We start from the raw sequence: 26,711 nt of genomic DNA, 5'->3' as shown, positions 1-26,711 counted from the left end.
CTCAGATCATTTCGTTCTCTGTCAGCCATCGCATCACCGGCCAGCCGACGAACACCGGCAGCCAACAGGTCAGCACCCGGTAGAGCAGCACCGACGGGACCGCCAGAGCGGCGGGCACACCGAACGCGGCCAGCCCACCGATCAGGGCGGCCTCCACGGCTCCCACCCCGCCGGGCGTCGGCGCCGCGGAGGCCAGCGTGCCGCCCACCATCGTCACGACCGTGACGGTGACGAAGGAGGTGTTGCCGCCGAAGGCCTCCACGCTGGCCCACAGTGCCAGCGCCGCGCCCAACGTGGTGCCTGCCGCGCCCAGCACGATCAACGCCAGCCGCTTGGGTTCGCGGGCCAGCTCCACCAGGTCGCCGGTGACTTCCTTGAGGCGTGGCCGCAGCGCTGTGGTCAACCATCGGCGCAGGTTCGGCACCAGCAGCACAATGCCGGCCAAGCCGAGCGCCACACCGGCGATCAGGTACAGCATGGTGGCACCGGGTACGAAGTGGGACAGGTCCGTCGAGGCGCCCGCAGCGGTGGTGAAGACAACCAGCAGAATCACGTGCACGATCACCTGCACCGACTGCTGGAGTGCGACGGCGGCGGTCGCGCGCAGGGTGCTCAGGCCGCCCTTTTGCAGGAACCGGGTGCTCAGCGCCAGCCCGCCGACCCCGGCCGGGGTGGTGGTGGCCGCAAAGGTGTTGGCCACCTGCATGATCGCCAGATTGCGAAAGCTGACCAGGCCGTTGGCGCAGGCCCACAGTGCGCCCGCGGCGCCGACATAGGTCAGCGACGAGACGATCAGCCCGACCAGCGCCCACCACCAGTTCGCTTGGCGCAGTTGGGAGAAGAAGGTGGGCACCTGGCTGATGAAGGGATAGGCCACGTAGACCAGGGCGCCAAGCAGGATCAACTGAATCAGCTGGCTGCGGGTGAACCGGGTGATGGTCTTGGTCTGGATCTGATCGGTACCGGTCTGACGTTTGACCTCCTCGCGGGCGGCGGCGATCACCGTGCCGACGTCGGGGACGGCATTGCGAAGGCGTGCGGGCACCGCGGATTTGGTGAGGCGTCGTGACGCGGCCAACACTGCGGTCCGGCCGAAGTACTCGATGGCCGCCTCCACCGCCGCGGCCGCGTCGTACAACGATGACGTCGTCACCAGCAACTGGGCGATATCGGATTGCAGCTGGGTGTCGGTGGCGCCGTACTCGGCATTGCCGAAGCCGCCGAACAGAACCTGGCCGCCGTCGACGGTCATCTCCTTGGCGCGCAGGTCGCCGTGCGAGATCTGCTGATCGTGCAGGTGCCGCAAGGACTCCCAGGGCTTGGCCACCGGCGTGCTGGCGGTGCAGTCAGCGATCGGGGTGCCCCTGGTGGGGGTGTGGGCGTATAGCGTCCAGCCCCGGTCGAGGGAGGCGACCGCGACGGTGTTGGTGTTGGCGAGCCCGGCATCGGCGATGGAGATCGCCATCAGTGCGCGATGCTCCACGGCGCGGTGTAGCGAGGCATGCAGCGGCGCGGTCTCGGTGGTGCGTAACCGGAATTTGCGCCAGAGCTGTCGCAGCGCGCCGCCGCTGCGCTGGTTGGGGCCGTACAACTCGATGATCACCGGGTGGTCGCCGACGGTCGACAGCACCAGCGGGCCGGGGCCGGCCGGCCGGATGACGGCGAGTTCGGAGACGGTGTGCCGGCGGCGGGCCAGGGTGCGGACGGTGCCCTCCAGCGGCACCTCCAGCGCGGGTGTGCCGACGATCAGGATCACCAGGGCCCCGACGAACCAGCCGACGGCCAGCCCGAGCAGCGAGCGCGCCGGGACGATCGCGCTGACCACCAGGTGGATCGGTACGAACGCCAGCAGCAGTGCCCACCACCAGCGTCGCCAGCGGGCGGGCAGCCAGGGCCCGGAGACGGTGAGCATGGCGGCGAGCATGGCGATCCACCGCGGGTCGTCGAGGAACTGCGCCAGCGTGGTGGCCAGCCGATCGGACAGGTCGAAATGCCAGTTCGGCGCGGCCATGCCGGTACTGCGGATCGACAGTGACACCACTGCGAGCAGTCCGGCCACGGCATAGGCTCCGAGCAGCTTCCATTGCTTGGAGACCACCAGTCCGATCAGGATCGCGAACGGCAACGCCAGGATCGCGATGCCATAGGCGAGGTAGACCAGGTTGGCGTGGACGGGGGAGAGCACCCCGACGATCTGGGACACCGACCGCTCGAGTGCCACCCATTCGTAGCGGGTGACCAGCGAGCTGGTGATGACGGTCGCGAGGAAGAGTGCGGCCAGCACCAGACGCAGAATGTCATTGGTGCGTCGGGTCAGCGGCTGCAGCAGGTTGCCGGTGACGGCGACGTCGCGCCCCTCAACTCGCATGATCTCTTTCGGTCCGTCTCATGCCGCATCGCGTGGCGGCTCGCCACAACTTAACCGGTGAGCTGCGGTATCACGCTGGATTGTCGGCGACATGGCGCCGCGTCGGCCCGCGTGAGTCTCATGTGCCACACCCGTCACCATCGAGGATCGGCACCAGGTGTGCCCGGCTTGCAGCGACTAGAGCGGGTAGCTGACCCCGGTCATCTTCTCCGACTCCTCCCACAGCCGGCGCCACAGTCGCTGATCCTGGGACAGCTTGTTCGACGGGCACGGCCCCATCGGGCCGCGGGACTGGTTCAGCTTGGTGGGACCCCAGTAGATGTCCGGGTCGGCGTCGGGAACGGTCGCGGCGAACAGGGTCGACTCGGCGCCCCGCTCCGGCGGCTGGCCGACCAGCGGCAGGCCGTACTTGGCGATCAACCCGACGATGGTCTTGTCGTTGTCGAACAGGTCGGTGGTCGACACCCCGGGGTGCACGCCGTAGGAGCGCACCGGCGAGCCGGCCGCAACCAGGCGCCGCTGCAGCTCGCGGGCGAACATCAGGTTGGCCAGCTTGGACTGGGCGTAGGCGAGGTTGCGCTGGTAGGGGCGGTGCTCATAGTTGAGGTCGTCGACCCAGAACTTGGGGGTCTGCTTGTGCGCGATGCTCGACACCGTCACCACCCGGTCACTGATCCGGTCCAACAGCAGGCCGGTCAGCGCGAAGTGTCCCAGATGGTTGACGCCGAACTGCGTTTCGAAGCCGTCCACGGTGCGCCGCATCGGGATGTTCATGATTCCGGCGTTGTTGACCAGCACGTCGAAGCCGCCCTGCTGCGCGGCGAAGTCGCGCACCGAGGCCAGGCTGCCCAGGTCCAGCGCCGCCACCGTGACGTCACCGTCGATGCCGTCGGCGATCTCCTGGGCTTTGGCGGTGTTGCGACACGCCATCACCACGCTGGCGCCCTTGGCGGCCAGGGTGCGGGTGACGACCTCACCCAGGCCGCCGTTGGCGCCGGTCACCACGAAAGTGCGGCCGGACTGATCGGGGGTGTCCGCGATTCTGAAAGACATGCTGGTCACGGTACCTGCCGCTGGACTAGGCGGTGCCCGCACCGTCTTCGGCGACCAACACCGCGCCGCGGTGGGTGATCACGTGGCGTTGCCCGGCCCCGGCGGTCTCCAAGTAGTTGGCACACAAGGTGACCCGAATACCGCCAGGAATACGCGGAATCACCAGCTGCACCGACCGGCCGGGCGCCTCATGCAGCACCGCCACCGGGGGAAGGCGCAGCACCCGGTGCAGGTCGCGGTCGGTGTGGCCGTCGAGGATGCCGGCGGCACGAACGCTGCCGTGGATCACCCATTCCAGGTTGGCGTCCAGAGCCCGAGTCCGTTCCATCGACAGCGGGGAAGCCGGCGGGATAAGAAGGCTGATCAGGGGTATCGGGTGCCGGTGAGCGAATGCCACGTCGCGCGCGGCCCAGCCCCTGGCGTCGCGCAGTGAACGTAGTGCACCCCGTTCAATCAGCGCCGCAACGACTTTCGTCGGTGCGCCGTGACGGGCTGCCTGGTGCAGCGGAGTAACCCAGTCGGTGCTGCCGGGCCGCCACTGGTTGGCGCTGAGCGCCGGGTCGGCATCAAGCAGATCGAACAACGCCGGCCAGTCGCCGGCCTCGGCCGCGTCGGCCATTTTGTGCCCGGCTGTGACGGTCTCCTCCGACATCAGTGAAGGTTCCAGCACACCGGGCCAAGCTATAGGGGGTTCGTCCATGCCCGGAACCGTAGCGCGGGGGTCTGACAGCTGCCCTCGGGCGAGGTTGAGCGACAAAGGTTGTCGGTGCCTGCCGATAGATTCCTCACACGAGAAACACCGAGCGGGAGGCAACAATGTCGGACTCTGCAGACAGACCGTCGGTCGTCACGCGCGTGCTGCTGCTCGGTGACCGTGAGACTGTCGATCACCGCGCCGATCTGGCTACCGATGCCGCCCGGCAGCACTGCATGGTTATCGATGCGTTCGGCTTCGAGGAGGGGGCGGCCGGTGGTACCGACGACTTGACCGAGGTCGACGCGGTGGTCGCCGCGCTGGGCCGCGCGATCGGCGGCCGGATGGATGTCTGGGTGCCGTTTCCCGGCCCGGATTTCATCCGCGAGCAGCACCTGCGGCGGATCAGCCTGGTACTGCAACGGCACGGGTTGAACCTGCGGCTGACCCGGGAACTGTTCGAGGCGCCTACCGAGGGTGGGATGAACGAGATCGACTTCGCGCTGCGCCGGGAGGTCCGGGCCGTCGACGACCTCGATCAGGCGGCGCTGGCTGCCGAGGGTGCCGAGAGTCTGAGCCGGGAGATCGAGCTGGCGCTCAGAGCGGTCCGCGGTCCGCAGGCGGTGCGGCGCATCCCGTCCGGCGCCAACAGGGCGGGCCGGCACCCGGGGCCCCCGGTCCTGCCCTCGCCCTCGGTGCCGTGGCCGGAACGCAAGGAGCGCCTGGAGCGCTACGTGCGCTGGCTGGTCGACGGATGCGGTGTCACCCAGGCGGCCACGGCGCGGGTGCTCAACTCGGCCGGGCAGCGCACGCCGACTGGCCGGCCCTGGAAGCCTGGCACGGTGTCAAAGCTGCTCAACGGCAAGTACGACGGCCCGCGGCGTCCCGGTGACTTCAGGCCCGATGCGGTAGCTGGGTGACGACAACGGGCGGGATGACGGCCAGGGGATGGTGGCCATTGCGACGCTGAAACCGCTTGGGCCGCAGTGCTTCGACAGTCGGGTAGCTCATATGGTGTCCACCAGCGACAAAAAAATCAGTGCCCATGGCAACCCGCCGGCCGCCAGGGCCAGACCGGACCCGCCCACGGCCAGCCCCAGGCCGCGCCGGCGCGGTGACTCGGAACGCAAGATTATTGCGGCGATCAGCAGCGACGCGGCGGTTGTGATGGCGACCGTGGCGGCAAGCATGATGCGATAGCCGGCATGGCTGTCTATCGGCAAGTGGCCCAGTAGCCATCCGACGCCGAACGCCCCTGCAAACACGATCTGGACGACGATCGGCGCTGATCGAGTGGCCGTTCGCCAGACCTCGTTGTCCTGAACGAGAATTCGTGCCCTCAGTCGATTGAGCATGGCCGAGTCCTCTCAGTGCAGATGCTGCAGTAGCTGGTAGATCACGGTGGCGGGGATGACGGTGGCGGCGATGGTCAGGGGAGTTGCGAGGTATCCGATGAGGATCCCGCGCCCGACCTGGCTCGCGGTGTCGGGCAGTTCCCGCATGAATAGTCCGGTCGGTACCACCACTACCGTTGCGAGCACAAAGAAGAAGATGCTGGCGAACCAGAAGGGCAGCCAAGCCCACGTCGCGGTCTCGACGATCGCGATGGTCGCCAGCGTGGCGAGGAAGCCGCGGGGTCCGTAGCGGGCTGTGGGGTTGGTGGTGGCCATGACGGCTCCTTCGACGGCGCTTAGCTGATTGGTCTCGACGAGACGGATGGCGGCGCATAGACCGGCCCGAAATCACGAGCCGCCGCGTCGTCGAACGCGGCGAACCGAGAACTGCCGACACCGACCTCGTGGTGGATCGGCAGATTGGTGACCGGGCCCAGCCAGGTATTACCCGAGTGCGCCGGATCGATCAACACCGTGTGGGTACTGCCATTCGGCAGATCCTGGTAGACCTCCAGCGACGGATAATTGGTACGGGTCCCGTCGATGTAGACGCCGTCGTGTCCCGGGGTGAACACCAGATCGCCGTTGACGCTGAGCCGATTGTCACGCAGTGGTCCGTGCGCGTCCGTCGTGAAGCCGGGCACCAGTGGGTTCCCCGCGTCGTACTTGATGCGCACCGATCCATCCGGGGCTTGCCAGATGCTGCCCTGTGGCACACCGACTGCCACTTTGCCGGGGCCGCCACTGCCGTTGAGTTCGACCGAGGGGTTCTGTCGCATCACCACGATGCCGTTCTCGTAGTCGATGTAGGTGGTGACCTTGGTGTCCTCGGGATCAAAGCGCGCATCGGGTCCACGATTGTTGCCGAAGTCGCGAGAAAAGAAGCCGCTCTTGACATCGCGCTGCGGGATCCACTGCGACGCGCGCACCACGCCCTGTCCGGGCACCGGATCTATCCGGGCCACCCGGATCTCGGATTGCACCCCCTGGAATTTCGGGTCGTACGTCTCCGGATCCAGGGCGGCCGCAGTCGCCCAGTCCGAGGTCGATATCGGGTCGCGGCCGAAGGACTCCCGGAAGGCATCGATCTGATTGAGCCGGCGCTCATCGGCGGTTGCCGGCGACCGTTTGTTCGTGACGTAGTCGACGGTTTGGACGCCGCGCCTGCGAGGGTCCTCGGTCACGTAACCGCCGCCCAGCGAGTGCACTGCCTGCGCACGGGCGTGGCTGTCCACGACGGTGTCGGCGATCACCTGATGAATGTCGCGGGTCTTGGCGGTCAGGAACCGCTGGAACTGCCGGGCTCCCGCGGGTGTGTTCAACGCCGACGCGCGATTGTGGGCTAACGCCTCGCGGATCTCGGCCTCGATGCCGTCGAGTCGTGTGCGACCCCGCAGGGCCACCTGCGTGGCACCGCGCACCGTCGCCAGGAAAGCCCGGTCGGCCTGGGTGGATCTCTGCAGTCGCCGCGCCAGGACATCCTCGCGTGCTCGCGCGGCATCGGCGTGGGCGCCGAGTTCCTCGGGCATACCCGCGACGCTAGTTCAGCGACGGCGATTCCGGTATTCACCCGAGGCCGCGTCTTGAGCGTCAGTTCTTGAAGTACACCAGCTGATGCGTGCTGGCCAGCAGCCGGCCCGCCCGAGACCACAGGTGCGCGCTTTGATCGAAGTAGCCGCGTGAAAATCGATTGGCGTGCGCGCTGGCCAGCAGGAAATCGCTTCCGAGCGAATCAATTTCACTCTGGTCGGCGTGAAAATAGGTGGTCAGCGAGATGGTGCCGGCCGGCAGGAACCGGCCGCTGCGCAAGAACACCCGAGGGAAGAACACGTCCGACAGGCACGCCAACGCCGCGAAGTCCAGCGGCCGGTCCTCGGCGTCGCGCACCCACAATGTGGTGGTCGACGATGCGCTGGGCGCTACGGCCCTGAGTGGCACCGGGCCGTCGGTGAAGCGCATGTCGTAGCGCTTGGCCCAGACGATGGCATCGACGAACCGGCCGGGGGCGACGTCCTCGGGAGCGGGCGTGCTCGGCGGGTGGCTTTCGTCGTCGGCCCAGGTGTCGCGATGCAGGCCGAACAGCGCGGTCGCGGTGGTTCTGACCTCGTCACCCTGGCGCAGCTCGAGCACCCAATGCTGGTTACTACGGTTGGTCCGGGCGGCGCGCACGCAGATGTCGAACTCGCCGTCGGCGATCGGCGCGGCGAAGTTGACGGACAGCGCCAGCGGATCGCCGATGCGCTCGGGGTGCAATTCGACCGCGCGCAGCAACACCGCCGCGGTGATCCCGCCGAACGGCCCGACCATGTTGGCCCACTCCGGCTGGGTCACACCACGAAAAGTCCCGGCGTCGACGGTCTCGAGCTGCATGGCACGGTCGAAGGGGTGCGAGGAGGCGGTCACGGAGATCCTTCGGGTGGGTGGAACGACATCGGTCACGCTATCGCGGTGACCACCCAGGTGCGGCCCGGGAACTGCACCACACCGTCGATCCGCTGCCGGCGCAGCTCGTCACGCAGCTCCTCGACCACGCCGGCCCAGCCGTCGGCGCCCAGCCTGGTCTCCAGTTCGGCGCGGGCCTGCTGCCCGGTGCGGTTGGCCAGGATCAACGCCAGCCGTTCTTCGACGCCATCGCTACCGCCGATCCCGAAATTGCAGGTCCCGTCGAACGGTTCCAACCCGATGTCGCTCCAGCCGGCGTCGGACAGGACGGCGCGCACCCGCTCGGGATTGCCGAAGGCCAGCGGGCCGGGCGTCGTGGGATCCAGCGCAGCCGGAGGAGTCTCCAACTTGGCGGCCAGGACGTCGATGCCCGCAGTGAACATCGGATTGTCGCCCTCGCGCCAGCACACGAACGCCAGCCGGGAACTCGGAGCCGCCGCGCGGCGGATGTTGGTGAATGCGGCCACCGGATCGTCGAAGAACATCACCCCGAACCGGGAGACGACCCGGTCGAACGAGGACCCGTCCGCGGCCGCGCGCAGGTCGATGGTCTGGGCGTCGCCGAGTATCACGGTGGCCGCCGGTACCCGCCGGCGCGCCGCCTGTGCCATCGGCTCGGAGATGTCCACGCCGAACGGAACGGCGCCCAGGGTCGCCGCGCGCTGCAGCAAGGTGCCCGAGCCGCAGCCGATGTCGAGCACCCGCTCACCAGCAGTGATGCCGGCGGCCTGCAGGACCGCGTCGGCGAACGGTGCCAGCACCGCCTCGAAGATCGCTGCGTTGTCCACCCAGTCGATACCCTGGGCCGCCCAGGCCTGCTGCTGTTCCTCGTTCGCCATGCCCTCAGGGTAGGGGCCGAAAGTCGGGGTGGACGCCGCGCGGCCCATGATGTTGGTCTAGGTCAACACCCCGGCGAAGGAATCCCACATGGCCGACGCTCCGCTGCGTGACGATCACCTCGAGCTGGTGCGTCGTCGCGCGCTGACCGAGGACACCGCCCGCCCGCAGGCAGTGCAACGCCGGCACGCCGCCGGGGGCCGTACGGCCCGCGAGAACATCGCCGACCTGGTCGACCCCGGCACCTTCGTGGAGTACGGGCGGTTCGCGATCGCAGCCCAACGCGCTCGCCGTGACATCGACGACCTCATTGCCAACACCCCCGGCGACGGCCTGCTGGGGGGAACGGCCACCATCAACGGCGCACTGTTTGGACCCGAACGCGGCGCCTGCGCCGTGTTGTCCTACGACTACACCGTCTTGGCGGGAACGCAGGGCGCGGTCGGCCACTTCAAGAAGGACCGTCTGTTCGAGCTCATCGAACGGATGCGCCTGCCCACCGTCTTCTTTGCCGAGGGCGGCGGTGGCCGGCCCGGTGACACCGATTATCCGACGGTGTCGTCACTCGACGTTCCGGCTTTCGCTTTGTGGGCCAAGCTGTCCGGTCTGGTGCCGCGTATCGCGGTGGTCAAAGGCCGCTGCTTCGCCGGCAACGCGGTGATCGCCGGCGTCTCGGATCTGATCATCGCGACCGCGGACACCTCGATCGGCATGGCGGGCCCGGCGATGATCGCCGGCGGCGGACTGGGCCACGTCGCACCCGATGACGTGGGCCCGTTGTCGGTGCAGGCACCCAACGGCGTCGTCGACGTGGTGGTGGCCGATGAAGCCGAGGCCGTCGCGGTGACCAAGCAAGTCCTCGGCTACTTCCAAGGCGCTACCGCCCCCGGCGTGGTGGCAGACCAGAACGCCTTGCGCAGCATGATCCCCGAGCGGGCACGGCGCGCCTACCCGCTCAAGCCGATCATCGAGACCATCGCCGACGTTGACTCGGTGACGTTCCTGCGGGAGAAGTTCGCGCCCGAGATGGTCACCGCCCTGGCTCGTATCGACGGCCGGCCGCTCGGGATCATCGGCAACAACACCATGGTGATGGCCGGGGCCATCACCGCTGCCGCCTCCGACAAGGCCGCACGTTTCCTGCAGTTATGCGACGCCTTCGGGCTGCCCATCGTGTCGCTGGTCGACTGCCCCGGCTATATGGTCGGTCCTGCCGCTGAAGCAGAAGCGCTGGTGCGAAGGGCTTCTCGGCTGTTGGTGGCCGGCGCGGCGCTGCGGGTGCCGCTGATCGCGGTCATCCTGCGGCGCGGCTACGGCTTGGGCGCCCAGGCCATGATGGGCGGCAGTCTCCACGAACCGCTGCTGACCGTCGCCTGGCCGGGCGCGCATCTGGGGCCGATGGGACTCGAAGGTGCGGTCCGGCTGGGGCTGCGTAAGGAACTCGACGCCATCGCCGATCCCGATGAGCGCGAGGAACGCGTCCGCCACGCCACCGCCATCGCACAGGAGAATGCTAAAGCGCTCAACGCCGCAACTCTTTTCGAGATCGATGATGTCATCGACCCCGCGGAGACGCGCGGCTTGATCATCGCCACCCTGGCGGCGTCCGCCGGGTTCGGCCGCGACCTGCCACCGCGGAGGTTCGTCGACACGTTCTAAAGAGCCGCGCCGTTGTGTGGCATCCGACGCATTTCGGCACACCCCGAACCAGACAAGGTGATTCGCATGACCATCGACCTGCCCTACATCGATGAGCACACGCGGCGGATAGACGCGCCGCGCACCGTGGTGTGGAGCGCCCTGCGGCGCTATGTCGAGGCCATGTTGGCCGCCAACGAACGCAATCCACTGCTCGCGCCGCTCGGGTTGCAGCCCCGCGCCGGCTTCGAAGTGGTTGAAAGTGTTGAGCTGCAACGTCTTGAACTTGCCGGGCAGCATCGCTTCTCGCGCTACCGGCTGGTGTTCGAACTCACCGACGACCAGGCGGACGCAACGCGCATCCACGCCCACAGCTACGGAACCTTCCCCGGACTTCACGGCGGCATCTATCGCGCCCTGGTCATCGGGACGCGGCTGCACGTCGTCGCGACGAACCATTTGTTGCGGGAAATTCGCGCGGTGGCAACCCGCTAGCGGTGGCGTGTCACGCAGCCGAGCGCAGATTCCGATCTCCGCTGGCCGGTTGCGGCGCCGGCCGGTTGTGCGACGGCGCCCACCCGACATAGGTCAGATACAGCCCGATCAGTGCGAACAGCACGTAGGCGGCGCGCGCCCAGCCTTCGGCGCGCATCGCAATGTTTGCCGTCGACATCCCGGCGTCGGGAAACACGCTCAGTGCGAATCCTTTGATCGCGGTGATCCAGCCCGTCACCGACACGAAGATCGCCGCCGCGCCGCGCCAATACGGGTGAAATGCCACCACGACCAGGCCGGCCAATAGCGTGAACGCCCCGGCCACCCACAACAACAACGGGTCGGTCCCGTAGTCCGAGACTCGTTCCCACACCTGCGGGGCGCGAAATATCGCGGTCGAAGTGAGGATCAGTAGGAACGGGCCGATCACGCGGGCGAACATCCGCGTCCGGGCCGAAGATTGTTCTGACACACTCATCGCACTGCCCTCCTGGACCTGGTTTCACCACGTTACGAGCATTGGGTGGCCGCCGCCAGTACCGCTGCGGCCGTGTCAGCGGCCGGTGGTGGTGTCCAAAGTCAGGTCCCAGGCCGACAGCCACGGTGTGATGGTCTGGGCTATCGAGAAGGGGTGCGGGTCTTCGCACTTGGGCTCGGAGTAGGTGCCGTCGGACACCGCGATGTAGATGCCGACCGCCTCGGCGGAGCCGTCTTCGCGCAGTCGGTAGACGGGCCCGCCGGAGTCTCCGCAGGTGCCGCCGGCTTCAAACCGGACCTTGTTGGCCTCGCTGGCCACTACCGGCCCGCACAGCGGTCCGCCGCTGCGGATTCCGTAGTGACACAGCACATCACCGGCCGACACATATTCGGCTACCCCGACCACCGGATGTCCATCGATGACCGAAGTCAAGGGAATCTTGCCCGGATCGTCCAGGGTGATCAGTCCGATGTCGTAGTCATCCCAGTTGCTGCCATCGTTGACGGTCTCGGTGAAGGTGCCGATGGTGCGATAGGCGAACGCGCCGCCGTGCCGGATCACCACCTGCCCGGGGCCGCCGCCCGGGTTGCAGTGCCCGGCCACCAGGAGTCCGGGCCGGCCGTCGCGGGTGTGCACCAGGAATCCGGTGGTGCAACTGATAGCGGCTTGGTCGTCGTCGGGGGAGACGTTGATGCCGATACCGGGCCCGATCGCGTGCGCCATCGGGACCGGCACCACGGGGCGCGCCGGATGGGTGCGATTCACCTGGTACAGGCCGATGAAGATCGCGGCGACGACGACAACGGTCCCGATCCGCCATGCAGCCGTCGTCAGCGTCTCCCAGCGGCGCCGTCCCGTCACCGTGGCAACGGTAGCGGTCGCCGCCCAGGTGCGTATACGGCGGCTGCGACCGGAACCCGCGAAAGCCCCCGTTGCGTAGGCTGGCCAGATGGCGTCTCCGATTCTGACCGCCGACTTTGCCCGCGAGTTGCCCGAACTGGCGCGGCCCTGGCAGGCCGCCACTCCACCGGAGCCGAAGCTGCTGGTGCTCAACGAGGGCCTGGCCGCCGAACTGGGCTTGGATCCGGCCTGGCTGAAAAGCTCTGACGGTCTAAACCTGTTGACCGGTAGCGACGTTCCTGACGGCGCCACTCCGGTGGCCCAGGCCTATGCCGGACACCAGTTCGGCAACTACGTGCCCCTGCTCGGCGACGGCCGCGCCCTGCTGCTCGGCGAACTCAACGGCGAGCACCGGCGCGACATCCACCTCAAGGGTTCCGGGCCGACTCCGTTCGCGCGCGGCGGCGACGGTTTGGCCGTGGTCGGGCCGATGCTGCGCGAATACGTCATCAGCGAAGCCATGCACGCGCTGGGGATTCCCACCACCCGGTCTTTGGCGGTGGTCGCCACCGGAGCCCAGGTGCAACGCGAGGCCCCGGTGCCCGGGGCGGTGCTGACCCGCGTTGCGGCCAGCCACCTGCGGGTCGGCAGTTTCCAGCTGGTCGCCCAGCAGGCCCGCGCCACCGGTGACCTGGGGTTGCTGCGCCGGTTGGCCGACTACGCGATCGCCCGGCATTACCCCGGCGCCGCGCAGGCCGAAAACCCTTACCTCGCACTGTTTCAAGCGGTCGTCGAAGCTCAGGCCTCGCTGATCGCCCGCTGGATGCTGGTCGGATTCGTACACGGAGTGATGAACACCGACAATATGACCATCTCCGGGGAGACCATCGACTACGGGCCGTGTGCCTTCATGGAGGCCTACGATCCGGCGACGGTGTTCAGCTCCATCGACCACGCCGGGCGCTACGCCTACGGCAACCAGCCGCTGGTCGCGCAGTGGAACCTGGCCCGCTTCACCGAGACCATCCTGCCGCTGCTGGCCGCCACCGAGGAGCTGGCGCTGTCGGTGGCGGTGGAGACCCTCGAAGGGTTCATGCCGCGCTATCACGGCCTCTGGTCGGCGGGGATGCTGGCGAAATTCGGGTTGTCCGCCAGTGTGGAGGCTGCCGCGCTGATCGATCAGGCGTTGGCGCTGATGACCGACAACCAGGTGGACTACACCTCGTTCTTCCGGCAGCTGGCGGCGGCCGGGCGCGGGGAGACCGGCGCGCTGCCCGCGGTGTTCGGCGACTGGCTGGGCCGCTGGCGGGCCCTGCAGCCTGATGTCGACGCGATGGACCAGGTCAATCCGGTCTACATCGCGCGCAATCACCTGGTGGAGCAGGCGTTGACGGCGGCGATGCGCGGCGACCTATCGCCGGTGGAGAAGCTGCTGGAGGTGATCGCCGAGCCCTACCGGCCGCGCGACGGCTTGGCGGCATACGCCGCTCCGGCACCGCCGGAGTTCGGGTCCTACCGCACCTTCTGCGGGACCTGACGGCTCCGGTCAGCAGCCCGATGCGCGCCATGATGCGACGCCACGTGCGGGGTCCGCAGTCCCGGCGGCGCGGCATGGCGGCCCCTTGATCCGCCGTTCTCACTGATCTCGAAACGCCGCGCCAGCCGTGCCAGCGGACGAGGCGCCCACCAGTTCCACCGGCCCATCAGGTGCATGAACGCTGGCACCAACACCATCCGGATCAGCGTGGCATCGGCCAGCACCGCCAGTGTCAGACCCAGGCCGAGCATGCGCATGAACGACACCTGCGCGGCGATCAGCGCCGCGAACGAGATCGACATGATCAGTGCCGCTGCGGTGATCACCCGGGCGGTATGCGCCAAGCCCTGCGACACACTCTCGTCGTTGTCGGCGCGGGTGCGCCCCGAAGCCAGCCAGTACTCCCGGATCCGGGACACCAAAAACACCTCGTAGTCCATCGACAGCCCGAACGAGATGCAGAACAGCAACACCGGCACGTTGGCGACCAACATTCCGGTGGGGGTCGTGCCCAGCGCTCCCAGATTTCCGTCCTGGAATATCCAGACCAGCGCCCCGAACGCGGCGGCCAGCGACAACACATTGAGGATCAGCGCCTTGATCGGCAACACCAGACTTCCGGTCAGCAGGAACAGCAGCCCGAAGGTGATGACGGCGATCAGCCCCAGCACCTGTGGCAGCCGGTCGGTGATCGCGGTGACGCTGTCGCGGTTGATCTGTGCCAGCCCGCCCATCTGCACCGTCCGCTGACCGGGTGGCGGCACCTGATGCAGCAGATCGAGCTGGGTTTCGGAACGCTGAGAAAACAGCGGGGCGGTGCTGGCCACGGTGAGCAGCACGGTGTCGTCCTTGATCCCGGTGGCCGCCGAGGGATCGCCCACCCGGTCGCCGCCGACAAAGGTGCCGGTCGGCGCCGACACCGACGACACCTCCGGCACCCGGGACAGCGCGGCGGCATAACGATCCAACTCTTCGGGCGCGACGCCGTTCGCGTCACGAACCACGATCGGCACCGCCCGGTCGGAGTCGTCGGCGAAATCCTGGCGCAGCGCATCACCGACCTGGTGCGCCGACGCGGATCGCGGCAGCACCCGGTCGTCGGGATAGCCCCACTTGACCCCGAGGAACGGTACTCCGACCGCCACCAGCAGGGTGACCACCGCCAGACCGATCGGCACCGCGTGGCGGGCGACGAATCTCGTTGACCGGTACCAGAATCCCTCTTCGATCGGCTTGACGACGGGTTCGGGCCGCCGCAGCAGCCGGCGAATCGGCCGGCGCAGGTTCAGTGCGTCGAGCCGGGGCCCCAGCAGAGCGATCGCCGCCGGAGTCAGCACGATCGCCGCGATCGCCACGAACGTCACCGTCGCAACCCCGGCATAGGCGAACGACTTGAGGAAGTACATCGGGAACAAAGCCATCGCCGCCATCGACAGCGCGACGGTGATCGCCGAGAACAGCACGGTGCGCCCGGCGGTGCTCATCGTTCGGATCAGTGCTTGATCGGGGGCGACACCCTCGGCCAGTTCGTCGCGGTAGCGGTTGATGATCAGCAGGGTGTAGTCGATCGCCAGCGCTAAGCCCAACGCGGTGGTGAGGTTCATCGCGAATATCGATACGTCGGTGCCCAGCGCGATCAGCCGCAGCACCGCCATCGAGCCGACGATCGCGAGTCCACCGAGCGCGACCGGCAACGCCGCCGCCAGCAGACCTCCGAAAACCCACACCAGCACCGCGAAGCTCAACGGGATCGCGATCGACTCCATCAGCAACAGGTCATGCTGATTCTGGTGATTGATCTGGGCGTAGACCATCGCCCCGCCCCCGGCGCGAACGCTGACCCCGTCGCGATCGTGGGCCACCTGGTCGGCCAGCGTGCGGGCATACTTCTGCGCGTCGTTCTCGCCGCCGCGCAGGTTGGCCACTATCAGACCGGCGGAGCCGTCGGTGCTGGTCAGTCGGGCAGCCGCAGCCGGCGGATCCGTCCATGGCGAGGTGACGTTGAAGACGTGCGGCGAGCGCTGCAGCACGTCGGCGATCTCGGTGCCTACCGTGCGGGCCCGCTCGCTGTCGGCCCCCTCGGGCGAGCTCACCAGAATCAGCAACTGCTGGTCGCTTTGGCCGAACTTGTCGGTGAGCAACTGGGTGGCCTGCGCGGACTCCGAACCGGGATCTTGAAAGCCCCCGGCGGACAGGCTGTCGGCGACGGGAATCCCGAACACCGCCGCGGCGACCATCACCAGGCCGGCCAGGATCAGGACGCGGCGTGGAGCGGCGAGGGCCAGCAGGGCGATCCGGTGCAGCACGTAGTGACCTTCCGCCGAAGTGGTCCACCGGAGGTACCGACGGCACCCCTAACGACAAGATACGTAGTGGACGGCGCGGGCGTTCAATATTCGCCGGCTACGCCGTGCCGTTGAACCCCGGCCGCGGTGGCACCGTGACCTCGGCATGGACAACACTCCGACCGTGGCCGCCGTGGCCGTGGACAACTTGCCGCACCTGCCGCCCGAGGTCCTGACGCCGACCCGAAAATCGTTGCGTGACCATGGGAACCTGTCTTCAGTGTCGGTTCTGGATATCCTCGACGGCATCGACTCCGATCCGCCGCCGCCGGGATCTCTTGGGTTGATGATCGCGATGGGGCCCGGTTTCTCCGCCGAACTCGTACTGTTGGAGTGGTAGCCATGTATTACTTGCTGGTTCTGGCGGTGGGCGTCGAACGGCTCATCGAGTTGGTGTTGGCCAAGAGCAACGCGCGGTGGGCGTTCGCCAACGGCGGCGTCGAGTTCGGACACCGTCACTATCCGGTGATGGTCAGCATCCACTCTGCGCTGCTGGTCAGCTGCGTCGCCGAGGTGTGGGTGTTGAACCGGCCGTTCATCCCCTGGCTGGGCTGGCCCATGTTCGCGGTGGCGGTCTTGAGTCAGGTGCTGCGCTGGTGGTGCGTGCGCACGCTCGGCCGGCGCTGGAATACTCAGGTGATCGTTCTGCCGGAAAGCCCGCTGGTGCAGGGCGGCCCGTACCGCTGGATCCGTCATCCCAACTATGTGGCAGTGGTACTCGAGGGGTTGGCACTGCCGTTGATCCACACCGCCTGGCTGACCGCGCTCTGGTTCAGCCTGGCCAACGCGGCGGTGTTGCGGGAGCGGATTCGGGTGGAGAACGTCGCGCTGGGGTACCGGTGACCGGCTTCGACACCGACCTGCTGATCGTGGGCGGCGGGCCGGGGGGACTCGCCGCCGCATTATGTGCTCGGCAGCAGGGACTTTCGGTGATCGTTGCCGATCCCCGGGCCAGCCCGATCGACAAGGCCTGTGGGGAGGGCCTGATGCCGGGCGGGCTGGCCGTTCTGGAGTCGCTCGGCGTTTCCCCGGTCGGCATGCCGTTGCGCGGCGTCGCCTATCTCGACGAGCAGCGCCGGGCCGAAGCGACGTTTCGCAACGGCCCGGGACGCGGCGTGCGACGCACGACATTGCATGCCGCCTTGACCGATCGGGCCAAGCAGAATGACGTCGACTGGATTGCGACGAAGGTCGACAACGTGGTCCAAGACGCCGCGGGAGTCACAGCGGGTGGTATTCGGGCCAAATGGCTGATCGCCGCGGACGGGCTGCACTCGGTGGTTCGCGGCGCCGTCGGGATCTCTTGTGTGGCAGGTTCTCCGCGCCGCTATGGGCTGCGCTGGCACTACCAGGTGCCGGCGTGGTCGGAGTTCGTCGAGGTGCACTGGTCACGGTGGGGGGAGGCCTACGTGACGCCGGTGGAGCCGGGCTTGGTGGGGGTGGCCATCTTGTCGCCGCACCGCCCGCAGCTCGACTGGTTTCCGGCCCTGGCCGCCCACCTCGCCGACGCCCAACGTGGCCCTGCCCGCGGCTGCGGGCCCATGCGGCAGCTGGTTTCGCGGCGCGTTGCCGAGCGGGTGCTGCTGGTCGGTGACGCCGCCGGCTACGAAGACGCGCTCACCGGTGAGGGCGTCAGCCTGGCCGTCAAGCAGGCCGCTGCCGCGGTGGCGGCGATCGTCGACGGCAACCCTTCGTCCTATGAGCGCGCCTGGCACTCGATCACTCGCCGGTATCGCCTGCTCACCCGCGGCCTGGTGCTGAGCAGCTCCTGGCCGCCGGCCCGGCGTGCCTTGGTCCCCGCCTCGTGCGCGCTGCCTAGTGCGTTCGGGTGTGCGGTGCATCTGCTGGCGCACTGAGTGTTTGCTCGACGGCGGACAGCACCATCTGGGTGGAGCCACGGGAGCCGATCGTGATGCGCACGGCGCCGTCGGGATAGCCCCGGACTCGCAGGCCGCTGTCGGCGAAGATCGCACTCCAGGGCCGGCCCGTCGCCGGCAGGTACACAAAGTTCGCGTGGGAATCGGTGGTGTACACCCCCGCGGCCCGCAGCCGGGCGCGCAGATAGCTGCGTTCGGCGACGATATGGGCGATGCGCTGCTGCAGCTGGTCCTCGGCCGCGTAGGAGGCCGCCACCGCCACCGTGCAGCCGGCGCCGATACCGAATGGCAGCTGCAGGGACCACAGGCGCGCGGCCAGCTCCGGGGCCGCCAGTGCGTAGCCGATGCGGAGCCCGGCCAGACCATAGGCCTTGGAGAACGTGCGCAGCACAATCACATTCGGAAAGCGCGCGATGAGCTTCGGGACGTCGATGCGCTGGCCCGGGGCGACGAACTCGATGTAGGCCTCGTCGAGCAGCACGAGAGTGTCGGCGGGCACGTTCGCGACCAGCCGTTCGACATCGGCGACCGGCTCCAGGGTCCCGGTCGGGTTGTGGGGCCGGCACACCACCACCATCCGGGCAGCGGTGGCTGCCCGGGCCATGGCGGTCAGGTCCTGATGGCCGAACCTGTCGAGCGGGATGTCGGTGACCGCGAGTCCGGCCATTTGGGCGAACGCGGGAAATCCCTCGAAAGTGGGCGTGCTCAGCACGATCCGCTGCCCGGGAGTGGTCAACGCTTGCAGCACCCGCATGGCCAGTCCGGAGGCACCCGCGCCGACCGCTACGTTCTCCTCGGCCACGTGTGCGTGCTCGGCCACCAGGCGCCGTAGCCCGGTGGGCAGGAATTCCGGATAGCGGTTGGCCGCCGCCATAGACTCAACCAGTGCCGTCCGCACCGCCGGGAGCGGCGGCAGCGGGCTCTCGTTGAGCGACAACGCCCATGGATCGACGGCCGGCCGAAGTGCGTTGCTCGGGTAGGCGGTCGCCGAATCGGCGTGCGCCGCGGAGGTCATCGCGTTCGTCCGCCCCACCGGATGGCCGCCGCGCCGGCGAAGTCGCCGGCGTGGGCGAAGCCCGCCATCACCACCACCTCGCCCGGCTGCACCCGGTTCTGGGAGATCGCTCGATCCAGATTGATCGGGATGCCGGCACCGAACAGGTTGCCGCACGCGTCGAAGGTGTCGACGTGGCGTGCTTCGGGCACTTCGAGCGCCTCGCGCCAGTTGCGCAGAAACACCCGGTTGGGCTGATTGGTGACCAACAGCCCGATATCGTTGGCGGACAGGCCGTTGCGATGACAGACCGCGAGGGCGACTTCGGGAACCTGCCGGTTGCCGCGAGCGAGCACCTTGGTGATCTTGTCCTCGGTGAAGCCGATGTAGGCGGCGCCGGGGCCCGGCTGCCACCACTTGCGGGGCGGGTCGGTGTGGTAGGTCATGTCGCCGGCGTACTGGCCGTAGGTGCGGCATTCCACGTCGAGGATCGGGGAGTGATCCGACAGCGTGAGCAGTCCGACCGCGGCGCCGTCACCGGGAACCGACGCCTGCGGTTTTCCTCGTACGGCGGGCTGATCGAAGACCTGGCCGGCGGCGTTCTGGGCGATCGCGATCAATGCGCTGCGGCCCGCTCCGGCGGTCAACAACTGCCGGGCCACGCCCAGCCCCAGCACGAAGGCGGCGCAGCCGCCATTGTGCAGATCCAGCACGGTGGACGGGCGCATCCCCAGCCGGTGAGCGATGCCACCGCCGCCGCCGCAGAACGGGATGTCGGGCAACTGGGTGTGGGTGATCAAGATGTCGACGTTGTCGATGACCTCGCGGCCGTGCCGGTCGATGATGCCCTGCGCCGCCCGCTCGATCATGTCGGCCGCGGTCTCGTCCTCGCCGACGTGATGGCGGAATCGGGGCGCGCGGAACATCAGGTTGTCGCGCAGCGCATCGGAATCGGCGTACTGCGTGTAGTAGTCGGCGGCGATGGGTTCGCCGGGGAGATAGCTGGAGACGTCGATCAGACTGACTGGGGTTTCGCCGGGCTGGGTCATGTTTCGCCTCATCGCATCCAGAACGGGGTGACCGGCAGGCCGTTGTGGTGCCGGTATTCGGCAATCGCCTTCAGATTCTTCATTTCCAGCAGGTGGCCGGCACCGAACATGTCCCAGAAGTCGCCGACCCATACCGGCCGCTGGGGCGGTGCGGTGTCCGGATAGGGGTTGTGGTCATAGAACGGGTGGTGGCAATTGGTCCACAGCACAACCGATCCGGGCTTGTTCAGCACGACCTGGGCGTCGACGATCCGGATCAGGTAGATCATCCACAGGTGGTCGGGCTGATCCCAGGCGCAGTGGTAGTCCACCGTGAGGGCATCCCGGTTGGAGACGGTGCGGGTGTAGATCTTGGTCTCCGAACCCAGTCGGTCGTAGGCGAGCCAGAGACCTGATTCTTCGGTGGGGGTGAAGCCGCGCAGGCTGTAGGTCCACTCTTCCAGGCATCGCGTATCGGAGAGGTAGTCGAACAACTCGTCGGGCGGGCAGTCGATGTAGTCGTTGACGGTGCAGTAGTCGCCGAACACCACGTCGTGGGGGTAGACCGAGTGCATCATCTCCATGATGATCGGGGTGGCGACCTCCCGGGGACTGGTCTCGACCCGCACCAAGCCGTCGATGGGCTCGGGCGTACCGGCGTGAACGCTGATATCAGCGAGGGCTGGTAGCGACATCGAAGTGGTCCTCCTTGTGCGTGGAAACTTTGCCGTTACGACCCACTGGGCCAGTGGTTTTCGGTGCCTCGATGGCATTGAGGAACGGCGCGAACGGCGGTATCTCGTCGGCGGCGCACTCGACGCTGATCACCGTGGGCCCCCCACGGTCCAACGCCGACGCCAAGACCGCGGCGAAGGTGTCCGGGTCGTCGACGTCAATCGCGCTGAGCCCGGGAAACATCGACGCCAGGCCGTCACCGAGCTGGCTGTGGGCGAAGCGGTTGTAGGTGTAGAAACCGTCGTAGAACAGCTGCTCGCGGGTGACGCACATGGCGTGCGCATTGTTGTTCAGCAGCACGAACAGCACCGGAAGGCCGTGCTGCACCGCGGTGTGGATCTCCATGCCGTGCATGAAGAACGCGCCGTCGCCGGCGATCACCACGGTGCGCCGACCGCGGCCGAAGGCCATCCCGATCCCGGCCCCGAAGCTGTAGCCCATTCCGCCCATTCCCAGCGCGGCCAGGAAGCGGCCGTCGCGCCGCGCCGGCAGGTAGTGGATGGCCGCAGCGCCGGTGTTGCCCGCATCGACGACGATGTCGGTCCCGGCGGGCAACGCGCGGTCCAGCACGGCCATCGCCTCGCGATAGCGCACCCCCGGGCCGGTGTACGGCGGAGGAGTCAACTCGGTGTGCGGCACCGACTCGGGCACCCGCAGCCACCTGGGGCGCCCGGCTCCCGACAGCGCACGGCAGATGGACTGCAGGGATGTCCGCAGGTCAACGGTCTGCACGTGGGTGCACGGAACATACGGCGGTGCCGAACCGATCGACACGGTGTGGATGAAGCTCAGCGCCGCCTCGAGGCCGGCGCGGGCGGTCAGCGTCAGCCGGGTGCCGACTACCAGGCACACCGCACTACCGGTCAGTGCCTCGGCGACCGAGGGGTGGCCCATGACGCCGGCCACGCCCAGTGCCGATGAGGACCCCAGCCCCGAGGTGCCGGAGACATCTTTGGCGTCGGGCACGCACACCACCCGGGCCCGCAGCAGTGCCCGCAGGTTCTCGAGCTCGGCCCGGGCGTCGTTTCGGGCCACCTGTTCGCCGGCGATGATCGTGACCGGTCCATGGGCGTTGCGGAGCGCGTGGATGATCGGATGCGGGTCGCTGATGACGCCGGGATCGCCGCCGCTGTCGCCGCCGTTGCGGTACGGGCTGGCGGTGACGAAACCCTGTTGAACATCCTTGGGCAGCAACAGCACCGCGGGTCCGCCGCTGCGTGCCGCGGCGATGGCTCGGGGCAGCGCGGTCACGATGTCTTCGGGGTTCATCACCCGCTCGCAGAAGACCGATACCGCCGAAAACAAGGCGTGCGCGTCGAGTGCACCGTTGCGTCCACTGGTGTCTTGGAAACTTCCTCGACCGTCCAAGGTGCTCGGGGCCTGGCCCACCAGCGCCAGCACCGGAACCCGGCTGGCCAATGATTCGCCCAGCCCGGCAACCAGGTTCAGGGCGCCCCCACCCGAGGTTGCGGCGACTACCCCCAGTCCGGCACCGCTGCGGCTGTAGCCGTCGGCCATGGTGGCGGCCGAGAACTCATGCTTGGCCAGCACCGCCGTGATGTCGGGACGAAAATATGCTGCGTCGTAAAGGTCTTCGATGTTCGCGCCATCGACGCCGAAGATGTGACCGACTCCCATTGCCGCCAGCTGGGCGACGATGAAATCGACCACGGAAGCGATCCTGGACATCTGCCCGCCTAACTCGTGACGATGTCATTGACACGGTTTGCGGGCGGGATTGGTTCGACGAAGGCATCGGCAGATGTCGATGACCCGGGTCGCTACAGGGTGCGCTCCAGCAGAACCTGGCCGTTGTCGGCTGACACCACTTGTACCGAGGCGATCTGATCCGACGGTGTCGAGATGCTGCCGGCCGGCGTCGCGGTGTGTCCGGGTTCGGCAACCCAAGTCGCCAGTCGGGTCTGGCTGCCGTCGCGGCCGACCACCACCAACGCCAGGGTGTCGTGGTGAGCGTTCACCGGTGCCAGGCAGACGCAGCTCAAATCGATGTAGCTGCCCCAGGATTCGTCCCTGACCGCGACCGTCGAGGCCAGCGCCGTCGTCCCCACTTGGGCCATCGGCACCGCATCCTGATGTGGGGAGGGTGTGGTCGGCGAGCCGATGCCGATCAGGACCCCGATACCGAGTACGGCGGCCGCCGCGGCTGATGCCGTCCACGTCAGCAGTCGGGTACGCCGGCGGCGCCGGTGCACTTCGGTCAGCAGGGACGGCAGCAGGTTGGCCGGCGGGGGCGGCGCTGCGTCGGCCTCGTTGATCGCAGCCACGCAGTTGCCGTCGAGTTGCGACAGCAGGGCGGGCACGCCGCTGATCTCGGTGACGGCGTCGCGGCACTGCGCGCAGCCGGCCAGGTGTCCCTCGAACTCGCGACGGTCGGCCGCGGACAGCGAACCGAGCACATAGGCGGCATCCCACATGGCGTACGGATGCTCACTGTCGACCGGCCCGCCGGCCGAGCCGAATTCTCGCGGCCACGTCATCGTGTCACCCCCATCTCCTGCAGGGCGAGTCGCAGAGCCCGCACCGCGTAGTGCAGGCGTGATTTCACCGTTCCCTCGGCGATCCCCAAGTCCGCAGCGATCTGCCCCGTACTCCACCCACGGTAATAGGACCGTTCGATCACCGCTCGGTGCTCCGTCGACAGGTGGGTCATGGCGTCGCCGATCAACATCCGGTCCAGGGCGGTGTCCACCTCGTCGCGGGTGGGTTGTTCGGGCGCGGTCGACTCGTCGAGGGTGGCCACGACGTTGCGGAAGTGGGCGCTGCGGCGTTCGTCGATGATCATGTTGCGCGCCACGGTGCACATCCAAGCCCGTGGTGACCGCGCGGTATCGCCGATGACCTCCGGGTGCTGCCAGGCGCGCAGCAGGGTCTCCTGCACGACGTCCTCGGCGCGGGCGGCGTCACCGGTCAGGCGCATGGCGTAGCGCCACAGCACCGCGGCGTGCTCGTCGTAGAGCGCCTTCATCAGCGCGGTTTCGTGATCTGGCGGTATGCCGATGCGCGGCAAGCTGATCACCTCCTGCCTAGTGACACGACGCGGGCGCCCGTGGGGTTCATGCTCAGTCCGGGATCCAACTCCCGTGGAAACCGTGCGGAACGCGCCGCGGCAGTCGCACCCGCGCGACGGGGGCGGCGCCGAAGTCCGATGCGCCCAGGATCACCAGTTCACTGCACTGGCGGACCGGGCTGTAGACGTAGCTCAGGTACCAGCCGGCCGATTCGTCGGTCTGGCCCGGTGCTGGTGCGAACACCGCCTCGTCGGGTGCGCCGGCCATGCCGTTGTTGCCGAACCGGTGGACCTCGGCGCTGTCGCGCGCCACGTCGTAGCGGACCAGCCCGTCGGTGCCGACGGCGACGGTGTAGCGGGCCGATGCGCCCACCCGCCGGTCGTCGACGCGGGGGAATTCGATGTCGCGGTCGTCGAGCTGAACCTCCTGTACGACGCCCGCATCCAGGTCGATCGTCCAGCGCCACAGCGCGGCCTCGGTCTCGAAATCACTGTTGTCGCGCCAGATTTCGGGGTAGCGGACCACCTGCATCACGATCGCGTTGCCTTGGGCTGAGGCCACGTCGAACGCGTTGGCGACGTGGAAGACGTAACACGGGTTGATGTCGAACCAGCGAACCGGACCGTAGGGGTCATCGCGACGCAGCACCCCGAGGCGGGCGCCGTAGTCGTCGTCCCACCGGTAGGGCGGGTCGCGTTCGACTCGCCGGGTGAGCGCAACCTGCGGATTGAACACCAGCGGCAGGTCCAGGAACACCACGTGCTGGGCGGTCAGCGCGAAGTCATGCATCAGCGTCAGGCCGGGGACGTCGATGGGACGACGAACCTGGACCGCGCCGTCGGCGCTGGCGCGGTAGTAGTTGATGTGCGGTCGGGCGAGGTCGCCGTATCCGAAGAAGTGCAACTCGCCGGTGATCGGACAGACCTTGGGGTGCGGCGCCATGGAATCGACCAGCTTGCCGGCGAAATCGTAGGGGCCGAGGGTGTCCAGCTCGGTGGAGATCTCGTAGGGCAATGCGCTATCCATCAGCGCCAGGGTTTTGCCGGCGTGCCGGATGACGTGGGTGTTGGCCGCGCTGGAGTGCAGGTTGCGGCTGCCGTCGGGATTGAACAGCGGCAGGGGGCGGTCGAAGTTCTCGGTGCGCACCCAGCGGTTGCGGTACCAGGCGGCCCGGCCGTTCTCCAGCCGAACCCCGTGCACCATGCCCTCGCCGGTGCACCAGTGACCGCCCGCCTCGCGGGGGTTGGGGCCGTTGCGCAGATACCAGCCGTTGAGCTCCGGCGGGATGTAGCCGTCGACGGGCAGATCGAACGCCGTGAGTTCGTCGGGGACCGGAGCGTAGTTGCCGGGGCGAAAGACTCCGAAGACCGTCTCCGGTGGTTGCAGGACCGCCACTGACCCGCCGGACTCGTGGCCGTTGACCTGGCGGATGACGCCGGCGGCGGCGAGACCCGCGCTGAACGCGCCGTCTGCGGTGTCGAGCGATTCCAGGTCGAGTTCGCCGAAGTCCTCTTGATCCAGCAGCGACAGCACGGCCGGCATCCCCGACAGCTCGGAGACGGCATCCTGGCACATCGGGCACTCGTCGAGGTGCGTCTGGTACTCGCGATAGTCGGACTCCGAGAGTGACCCCAGCACGTAGGCGGCATCCCACATGCCGTACTCGTGGTCAAACGTCATTGCACCGTTCCCAAATCTCGCAGTGTCTGTTGCAGGGTCCGTAGCGCGTAGTGCAGCTGGGTCTTCACGCCGGCTTCCGCGATCTCCAGGTCGACCGCGATCTGCTCGGTGCTCCATCCGTCGTAATAGGCACGACGTAACAGGACGCGGTGTTCGACGGAGAGATGCGCCAGCGCGGCGGCGACCACAGCCCGGTTGGGCGCCAAGTCGCGATGCATGGCGCTGGAAGCGCTGCTCAAGCGGGGACGGGCCTGGTCGTCTGCGGTCATGGCGGTTCAGGCCCTGCCCGTACGCGCGGAAGAGTCCGGCCGCGGCGCGGCCGCGGTCGAGTGCCGCTCTTCCGTTGGTTTTCCTCTACCCATGCACCAGCCTCCCGGAGGTGACACGACGCAGCGTCCCGTTCGGTTCAGTGTCGCGCGCGCCGGGCTGCTGCGGTAGAGGCTTTTTACGTCGTGGTGACCAGCGTCAGCTGCCAGGCCTGCAGCCACGGCTTGATCAGCTGCGCCACGGAGGACTCGCGAGGCTCAGCGCAGGCCGTCTCGGGATCCTCGCCGTCGGACTCCGCGGTGAGGATGCCGACCGCTTCGGCGGTGCCGTCGGGGCGCATCCGGTAGGCGGGGCCACCGGAATCGCCGCAGGTGGTCGCCGCGGCGAACCTGACCTTGCCCTTCTCGCTGGCGGAGACCGGTCCGCACATCGGTTCACCGCTGCGGACGCCCAAATGACAGAGCGTGTCGCCGATGTTGACCCGCTCGGCCACGCCGCTCACCGGATGTCCATCGACCTCAGGGGACAGCGGGAACTTGTCGGGATCGTCCAGGGTGATCAGGCCGATATTGTTGCCATCCTTGCCGTCGTAGACGCTCTCGGTGAAGGCGCCGACGGTGGGGTACAGCGCACCGTTGTGAATGGACACCGTGCCCGAGCCGCCGGGCTTGTTGCAGTGCCCCGCCGACAACAGTCCCGGCCGGCCGTCCTTGCTGCGTACCAAGAAACCCGCGGTGCAGCTGGTGGCCTCGGAGCTGCCGGTAGAGGACACATTGATGCCGACCCCGGGACCGATCGCCTCGGCCGGCGGCTGCGGGATGAGCTGCTGCACCGGCTGGGCGCGGCTCACCCAGACCATGCCGGCCAGGACTGTTAATACGCCGCCCGCGATGGCTAGGCGCTTGAACAGGGTTTTGGGTGGGAGTCGTCGAAAGGCGGCCACTTAGGCGAGGGTACCGAGGGTGGGGCGTATGTGGGGG

At 68.0% G+C, this 26,711-nt stretch carries 26 protein-coding genes and 1 pseudogene; 7 read left to right on the top strand and 20 right to left on the bottom strand.

Features of this window, described 5'->3' with window-relative positions; genetic code table 11:
• Window position 1 precedes the first annotated feature (1 nt).
• The 3 genes from EJK91_RS10070 to EJK91_RS10060 form a co-directional block, all read right to left on the bottom strand.
• Window positions 2–2,368, bottom strand: a complete 2,367-nt coding sequence (locus EJK91_RS10070; RefSeq protein WP_024442623.1) for a lysylphosphatidylglycerol synthase transmembrane domain-containing protein — start codon at window positions 2,366–2,368, stop codon at window positions 2–4.
• 177 nt (window positions 2,369–2,545) lie between these two features.
• A complete protein-coding gene (locus EJK91_RS10065) occupies window positions 2,546–3,421 on the bottom strand; it encodes an oxidoreductase (RefSeq protein ID WP_024442624.1) in 876 nt (291 codons plus the stop codon).
• Window positions 3,422–3,446: 25 nt separating this feature from the next.
• On the bottom strand, window positions 3,447–4,121 hold the full coding sequence (locus EJK91_RS10060) for an ankyrin repeat domain-containing protein (protein WP_125078857.1): 675 nt from the start codon (window positions 4,119–4,121) through the stop codon (window positions 3,447–3,449).
• Window positions 4,122–4,237: 116 nt separating this feature from the next.
• Between EJK91_RS10060 and EJK91_RS10055 the strand changes: the two genes are divergently transcribed.
• On the top strand, window positions 4,238–5,035 hold the full coding sequence (locus EJK91_RS10055; RefSeq protein ID WP_125078856.1) for a hypothetical protein: 798 nt from the start codon (window positions 4,238–4,240) through the stop codon (window positions 5,033–5,035).
• Between the two features lie 87 nt (window positions 5,036–5,122).
• Here the strand turns inward: EJK91_RS10055 and EJK91_RS10050 are convergent, their stop codons facing one another.
• The 5 genes from EJK91_RS10050 to EJK91_RS10030 all read right to left on the bottom strand — a co-directional run bounded on the left by EJK91_RS10050 (window position 5,123) and on the right by EJK91_RS10030 (window position 8,790).
• Window positions 5,123–5,470 (bottom strand): hypothetical protein, encoded by a 348-nt coding sequence (locus EJK91_RS10050; protein ID WP_024442627.1) that lies wholly within the window; start codon window positions 5,468–5,470, stop codon window positions 5,123–5,125.
• A gap of 12 nt (window positions 5,471–5,482) precedes the next feature.
• A complete protein-coding gene (locus tag EJK91_RS10045; RefSeq protein WP_024442628.1) occupies window positions 5,483–5,785 on the bottom strand; it encodes a hypothetical protein in 303 nt (100 codons plus the stop codon).
• 20 nt (window positions 5,786–5,805) lie between these two features.
• Window positions 5,806–7,038 carry a DUF4226 domain-containing protein gene (locus EJK91_RS10040; RefSeq protein WP_125078855.1) on the bottom strand — a complete coding sequence of 411 codons (1,233 nt, stop codon included), beginning with the start codon at window positions 7,036–7,038 and terminating at the stop codon, window positions 5,806–5,808.
• Between the two features lie 61 nt (window positions 7,039–7,099).
• Window positions 7,100–7,879 (bottom strand): acyl-CoA thioesterase, encoded by a 780-nt coding sequence (locus EJK91_RS10035; RefSeq protein WP_125078886.1) that lies wholly within the window; start codon window positions 7,877–7,879, stop codon window positions 7,100–7,102.
• Between the two features lie 65 nt (window positions 7,880–7,944).
• Window positions 7,945–8,790, bottom strand: a complete 846-nt coding sequence (locus EJK91_RS10030; protein WP_125078854.1) for a class I SAM-dependent methyltransferase — start codon at window positions 8,788–8,790, stop codon at window positions 7,945–7,947.
• 88 nt (window positions 8,791–8,878) lie between these two features.
• Here EJK91_RS10030 and EJK91_RS10025 point away from each other — a divergent pair, with 88 nt between their 5' ends.
• Entirely contained in the window at window positions 8,879–10,447 is a 1,569-nt protein-coding gene (locus EJK91_RS10025) for an acyl-CoA carboxylase subunit beta (protein ID WP_125078853.1), read from the top strand.
• Between the two features lie 66 nt (window positions 10,448–10,513).
• On the top strand, window positions 10,514–10,921 hold the full coding sequence (locus EJK91_RS10020; RefSeq protein WP_125078852.1) for a hypothetical protein: 408 nt from the start codon (window positions 10,514–10,516) through the stop codon (window positions 10,919–10,921).
• 10 nt (window positions 10,922–10,931) lie between these two features.
• Here EJK91_RS10020 and EJK91_RS10015 read toward each other — a convergent pair whose 3' ends face one another.
• Complete coding sequence (locus tag EJK91_RS10015) at window positions 10,932–11,399, bottom strand: hypothetical protein (protein WP_024442634.1); 468 nt, start codon at window positions 11,397–11,399, stop codon at window positions 10,932–10,934.
• Between the two features lie 75 nt (window positions 11,400–11,474).
• Complete coding sequence (locus EJK91_RS21755; protein ID WP_164517926.1) at window positions 11,475–12,260, bottom strand: hypothetical protein; 786 nt, start codon at window positions 12,258–12,260, stop codon at window positions 11,475–11,477.
• Window positions 12,261–12,348: 88 nt separating this feature from the next.
• Between EJK91_RS21755 and EJK91_RS10005 the strand changes: the two genes are divergently transcribed.
• On the top strand, window positions 12,349–13,776 hold the full coding sequence (locus tag EJK91_RS10005) for a protein adenylyltransferase SelO (RefSeq protein ID WP_125078850.1): 1,428 nt from the start codon (window positions 12,349–12,351) through the stop codon (window positions 13,774–13,776).
• On the opposite strand, the gene EJK91_RS10000 is transcribed toward EJK91_RS10005, so the two are convergent.
• Window positions 13,752–16,082: an MMPL family transporter gene (locus tag EJK91_RS10000; RefSeq protein ID WP_125078849.1), complete on the bottom strand. Its 2,331-nt coding sequence runs from the start codon at window positions 16,080–16,082 to the stop codon at window positions 13,752–13,754. The genes EJK91_RS10005 and EJK91_RS10000 overlap by 25 nt on opposite strands.
• Window positions 16,083–16,257: 175 nt before the next feature.
• Between EJK91_RS10000 and EJK91_RS09995 the strand changes: the two are divergent.
• The 3 genes and pseudogenes from EJK91_RS09995 to EJK91_RS09985 form a co-directional block, all read left to right on the top strand.
• A pseudogene (locus EJK91_RS09995) lies at window positions 16,258–16,461 on the top strand (type III polyketide synthase); the annotation flags it as partial.
• Between the two features lie 2 nt (window positions 16,462–16,463).
• Window positions 16,464–16,964, top strand: coding sequence for an isoprenylcysteine carboxyl methyltransferase family protein (locus EJK91_RS09990; protein ID WP_125078847.1), 501 nt, complete (start codon window positions 16,464–16,466; stop codon window positions 16,962–16,964).
• The gene (locus EJK91_RS09985) at window positions 16,961–17,977 is read left to right on the top strand and encodes an NAD(P)/FAD-dependent oxidoreductase (protein WP_125078846.1); all 1,017 of its coding nucleotides are present in this window, start codon (window positions 16,961–16,963) and stop codon (window positions 17,975–17,977) included. Before EJK91_RS09990 ends, EJK91_RS09985 begins: the two co-directional genes overlap by 4 nt.
• On the opposite strand, the gene EJK91_RS09980 is transcribed toward EJK91_RS09985, so the two are convergent.
• The 9 genes from EJK91_RS09980 to EJK91_RS09940 form a co-directional block, all read right to left on the bottom strand.
• A complete protein-coding gene (locus EJK91_RS09980) occupies window positions 17,937–19,013 on the bottom strand; it encodes a pyridoxal phosphate-dependent aminotransferase (protein WP_125078845.1) in 1,077 nt (358 codons plus the stop codon). The genes EJK91_RS09985 and EJK91_RS09980 overlap by 41 nt on opposite strands.
• Window positions 19,010–20,041, bottom strand: coding sequence for a 3-oxoacyl-ACP synthase III family protein (locus EJK91_RS09975; RefSeq protein WP_046301979.1), 1,032 nt, complete (start codon window positions 20,039–20,041; stop codon window positions 19,010–19,012). Before EJK91_RS09975 ends, EJK91_RS09980 begins: the two co-directional genes overlap by 4 nt.
• Window positions 20,042–20,049: 8 nt before the next feature.
• The gene (locus EJK91_RS09970; protein WP_046301980.1) at window positions 20,050–20,715 is read right to left on the bottom strand and encodes a hypothetical protein; all 666 of its coding nucleotides are present in this window, start codon (window positions 20,713–20,715) and stop codon (window positions 20,050–20,052) included.
• Window positions 20,693–22,444, bottom strand: a complete 1,752-nt coding sequence (locus EJK91_RS09965) for a thiamine pyrophosphate-binding protein (RefSeq protein WP_082105801.1) — start codon at window positions 22,442–22,444, stop codon at window positions 20,693–20,695. Before EJK91_RS09965 ends, EJK91_RS09970 begins: the two co-directional genes overlap by 23 nt.
• Before the next feature lie 92 nt (window positions 22,445–22,536).
• Window positions 22,537–23,253: an anti-sigma factor family protein gene (locus tag EJK91_RS09960; protein WP_046301981.1), complete on the bottom strand. Its 717-nt coding sequence runs from the start codon at window positions 23,251–23,253 to the stop codon at window positions 22,537–22,539.
• Entirely contained in the window at window positions 23,250–23,741 is a 492-nt protein-coding gene (locus tag EJK91_RS09955; RefSeq protein WP_036457986.1) for a sigma-70 family RNA polymerase sigma factor, read from the bottom strand. Before EJK91_RS09955 ends, EJK91_RS09960 begins: the two co-directional genes overlap by 4 nt.
• A 94-nt stretch (window positions 23,742–23,835) precedes the next feature.
• Window positions 23,836–25,464 carry a carotenoid oxygenase family protein gene (locus tag EJK91_RS09950; RefSeq protein WP_241178672.1) on the bottom strand — a complete coding sequence of 543 codons (1,629 nt, stop codon included), beginning with the start codon at window positions 25,462–25,464 and terminating at the stop codon, window positions 23,836–23,838.
• Window positions 25,461–25,733 (bottom strand): sigma factor-like helix-turn-helix DNA-binding protein, encoded by a 273-nt coding sequence (locus tag EJK91_RS09945; protein WP_052739966.1) that lies wholly within the window; start codon window positions 25,731–25,733, stop codon window positions 25,461–25,463. The genes EJK91_RS09950 and EJK91_RS09945 overlap by 4 nt, the downstream gene beginning before the upstream one ends.
• A 176-nt stretch (window positions 25,734–25,909) precedes the next feature.
• A complete protein-coding gene (locus EJK91_RS09940; protein WP_125078844.1) occupies window positions 25,910–26,674 on the bottom strand; it encodes a S1 family peptidase in 765 nt (254 codons plus the stop codon).
• Window positions 26,675–26,711 lie beyond the last annotated feature (37 nt).

The sequence above is a fragment of the Mycobacterium sp. P7213 genome (assembly GCF_900604305.1).
GTDB lineage: Bacteria > Actinomycetota > Actinomycetes > Mycobacteriales > Mycobacteriaceae > Mycobacterium.
Note: the sequence above shows the minus strand (reverse complement) of the source record. Positions and strands in the feature narration are given on the sequence as shown.

Coding starts and splice junctions, on each gene's coding strand:
- EJK91_RS10070 (WP_024442623.1), bottom strand. CDS start 2,368: ATGCGAGTTGAGGGGCGCGACGTCGCCGTCACCGGCAACCTGCTGCAG.
- EJK91_RS10065 (WP_024442624.1), bottom strand. CDS start 3,421: ATGTCTTTCAGAATCGCGGACACCCCCGATCAGTCCGGCCGCACTTTC.
- EJK91_RS10060 (WP_125078857.1), bottom strand. CDS start 4,121: ATGGACGAACCCCCTATAGCTTGGCCCGGTGTGCTGGAACCTTCACTG.
- EJK91_RS10055 (WP_125078856.1), top strand. CDS start 4,238: ATGTCGGACTCTGCAGACAGACCGTCGGTCGTCACGCGCGTGCTGCTG.
- EJK91_RS10050 (WP_024442627.1), bottom strand. CDS start 5,470: ATGCTCAATCGACTGAGGGCACGAATTCTCGTTCAGGACAACGAGGTC.
- EJK91_RS10045 (WP_024442628.1), bottom strand. CDS start 5,785: ATGGCCACCACCAACCCCACAGCCCGCTACGGACCCCGCGGCTTCCTC.
- EJK91_RS10040 (WP_125078855.1), bottom strand. CDS start 7,038: ATGCCCGAGGAACTCGGCGCCCACGCCGATGCCGCGCGAGCACGCGAG.
- EJK91_RS10035 (WP_125078886.1), bottom strand. CDS start 7,879: ATGCAGCTCGAGACCGTCGACGCCGGGACTTTTCGTGGTGTGACCCAG.
- EJK91_RS10030 (WP_125078854.1), bottom strand. CDS start 8,790: ATGGCGAACGAGGAACAGCAGCAGGCCTGGGCGGCCCAGGGTATCGAC.
- EJK91_RS10025 (WP_125078853.1), top strand. CDS start 8,879: ATGGCCGACGCTCCGCTGCGTGACGATCACCTCGAGCTGGTGCGTCGT.
- EJK91_RS10020 (WP_125078852.1), top strand. CDS start 10,514: ATGACCATCGACCTGCCCTACATCGATGAGCACACGCGGCGGATAGAC.
- EJK91_RS10015 (WP_024442634.1), bottom strand. CDS start 11,399: ATGAGTGTGTCAGAACAATCTTCGGCCCGGACGCGGATGTTCGCCCGC.
- EJK91_RS10005 (WP_125078850.1), top strand. CDS start 12,349: ATGGCGTCTCCGATTCTGACCGCCGACTTTGCCCGCGAGTTGCCCGAA.
- EJK91_RS09990 (WP_125078847.1), top strand. CDS start 16,464: ATGTATTACTTGCTGGTTCTGGCGGTGGGCGTCGAACGGCTCATCGAG.
- EJK91_RS09980 (WP_125078845.1), bottom strand. CDS start 19,013: ATGACCTCCGCGGCGCACGCCGATTCGGCGACCGCCTACCCGAGCAAC.
- EJK91_RS09975 (WP_046301979.1), bottom strand. CDS start 20,041: ATGACCCAGCCCGGCGAAACCCCAGTCAGTCTGATCGACGTCTCCAGC.
- EJK91_RS09970 (WP_046301980.1), bottom strand. CDS start 20,715: ATGTCGCTACCAGCCCTCGCTGATATCAGCGTTCACGCCGGTACGCCC.
- EJK91_RS09965 (WP_082105801.1), bottom strand. CDS start 22,444: ATGTCCAGGATCGCTTCCGTGGTCGATTTCATCGTCGCCCAGCTGGCG.
- EJK91_RS09960 (WP_046301981.1), bottom strand. CDS start 23,253: ATGACGTGGCCGCGAGAATTCGGCTCGGCCGGCGGGCCGGTCGACAGT.
- EJK91_RS09955 (WP_036457986.1), bottom strand. CDS start 23,741: ATGAAGGCGCTCTACGACGAGCACGCCGCGGTGCTGTGGCGCTACGCC.
- EJK91_RS09950 (WP_241178672.1), bottom strand. CDS start 25,464: ATGACGTTTGACCACGAGTACGGCATGTGGGATGCCGCCTACGTGCTG.
- EJK91_RS09945 (WP_052739966.1), bottom strand. CDS start 25,733: ATGACCGCAGACGACCAGGCCCGTCCCCGCTTGAGCAGCGCTTCCAGC.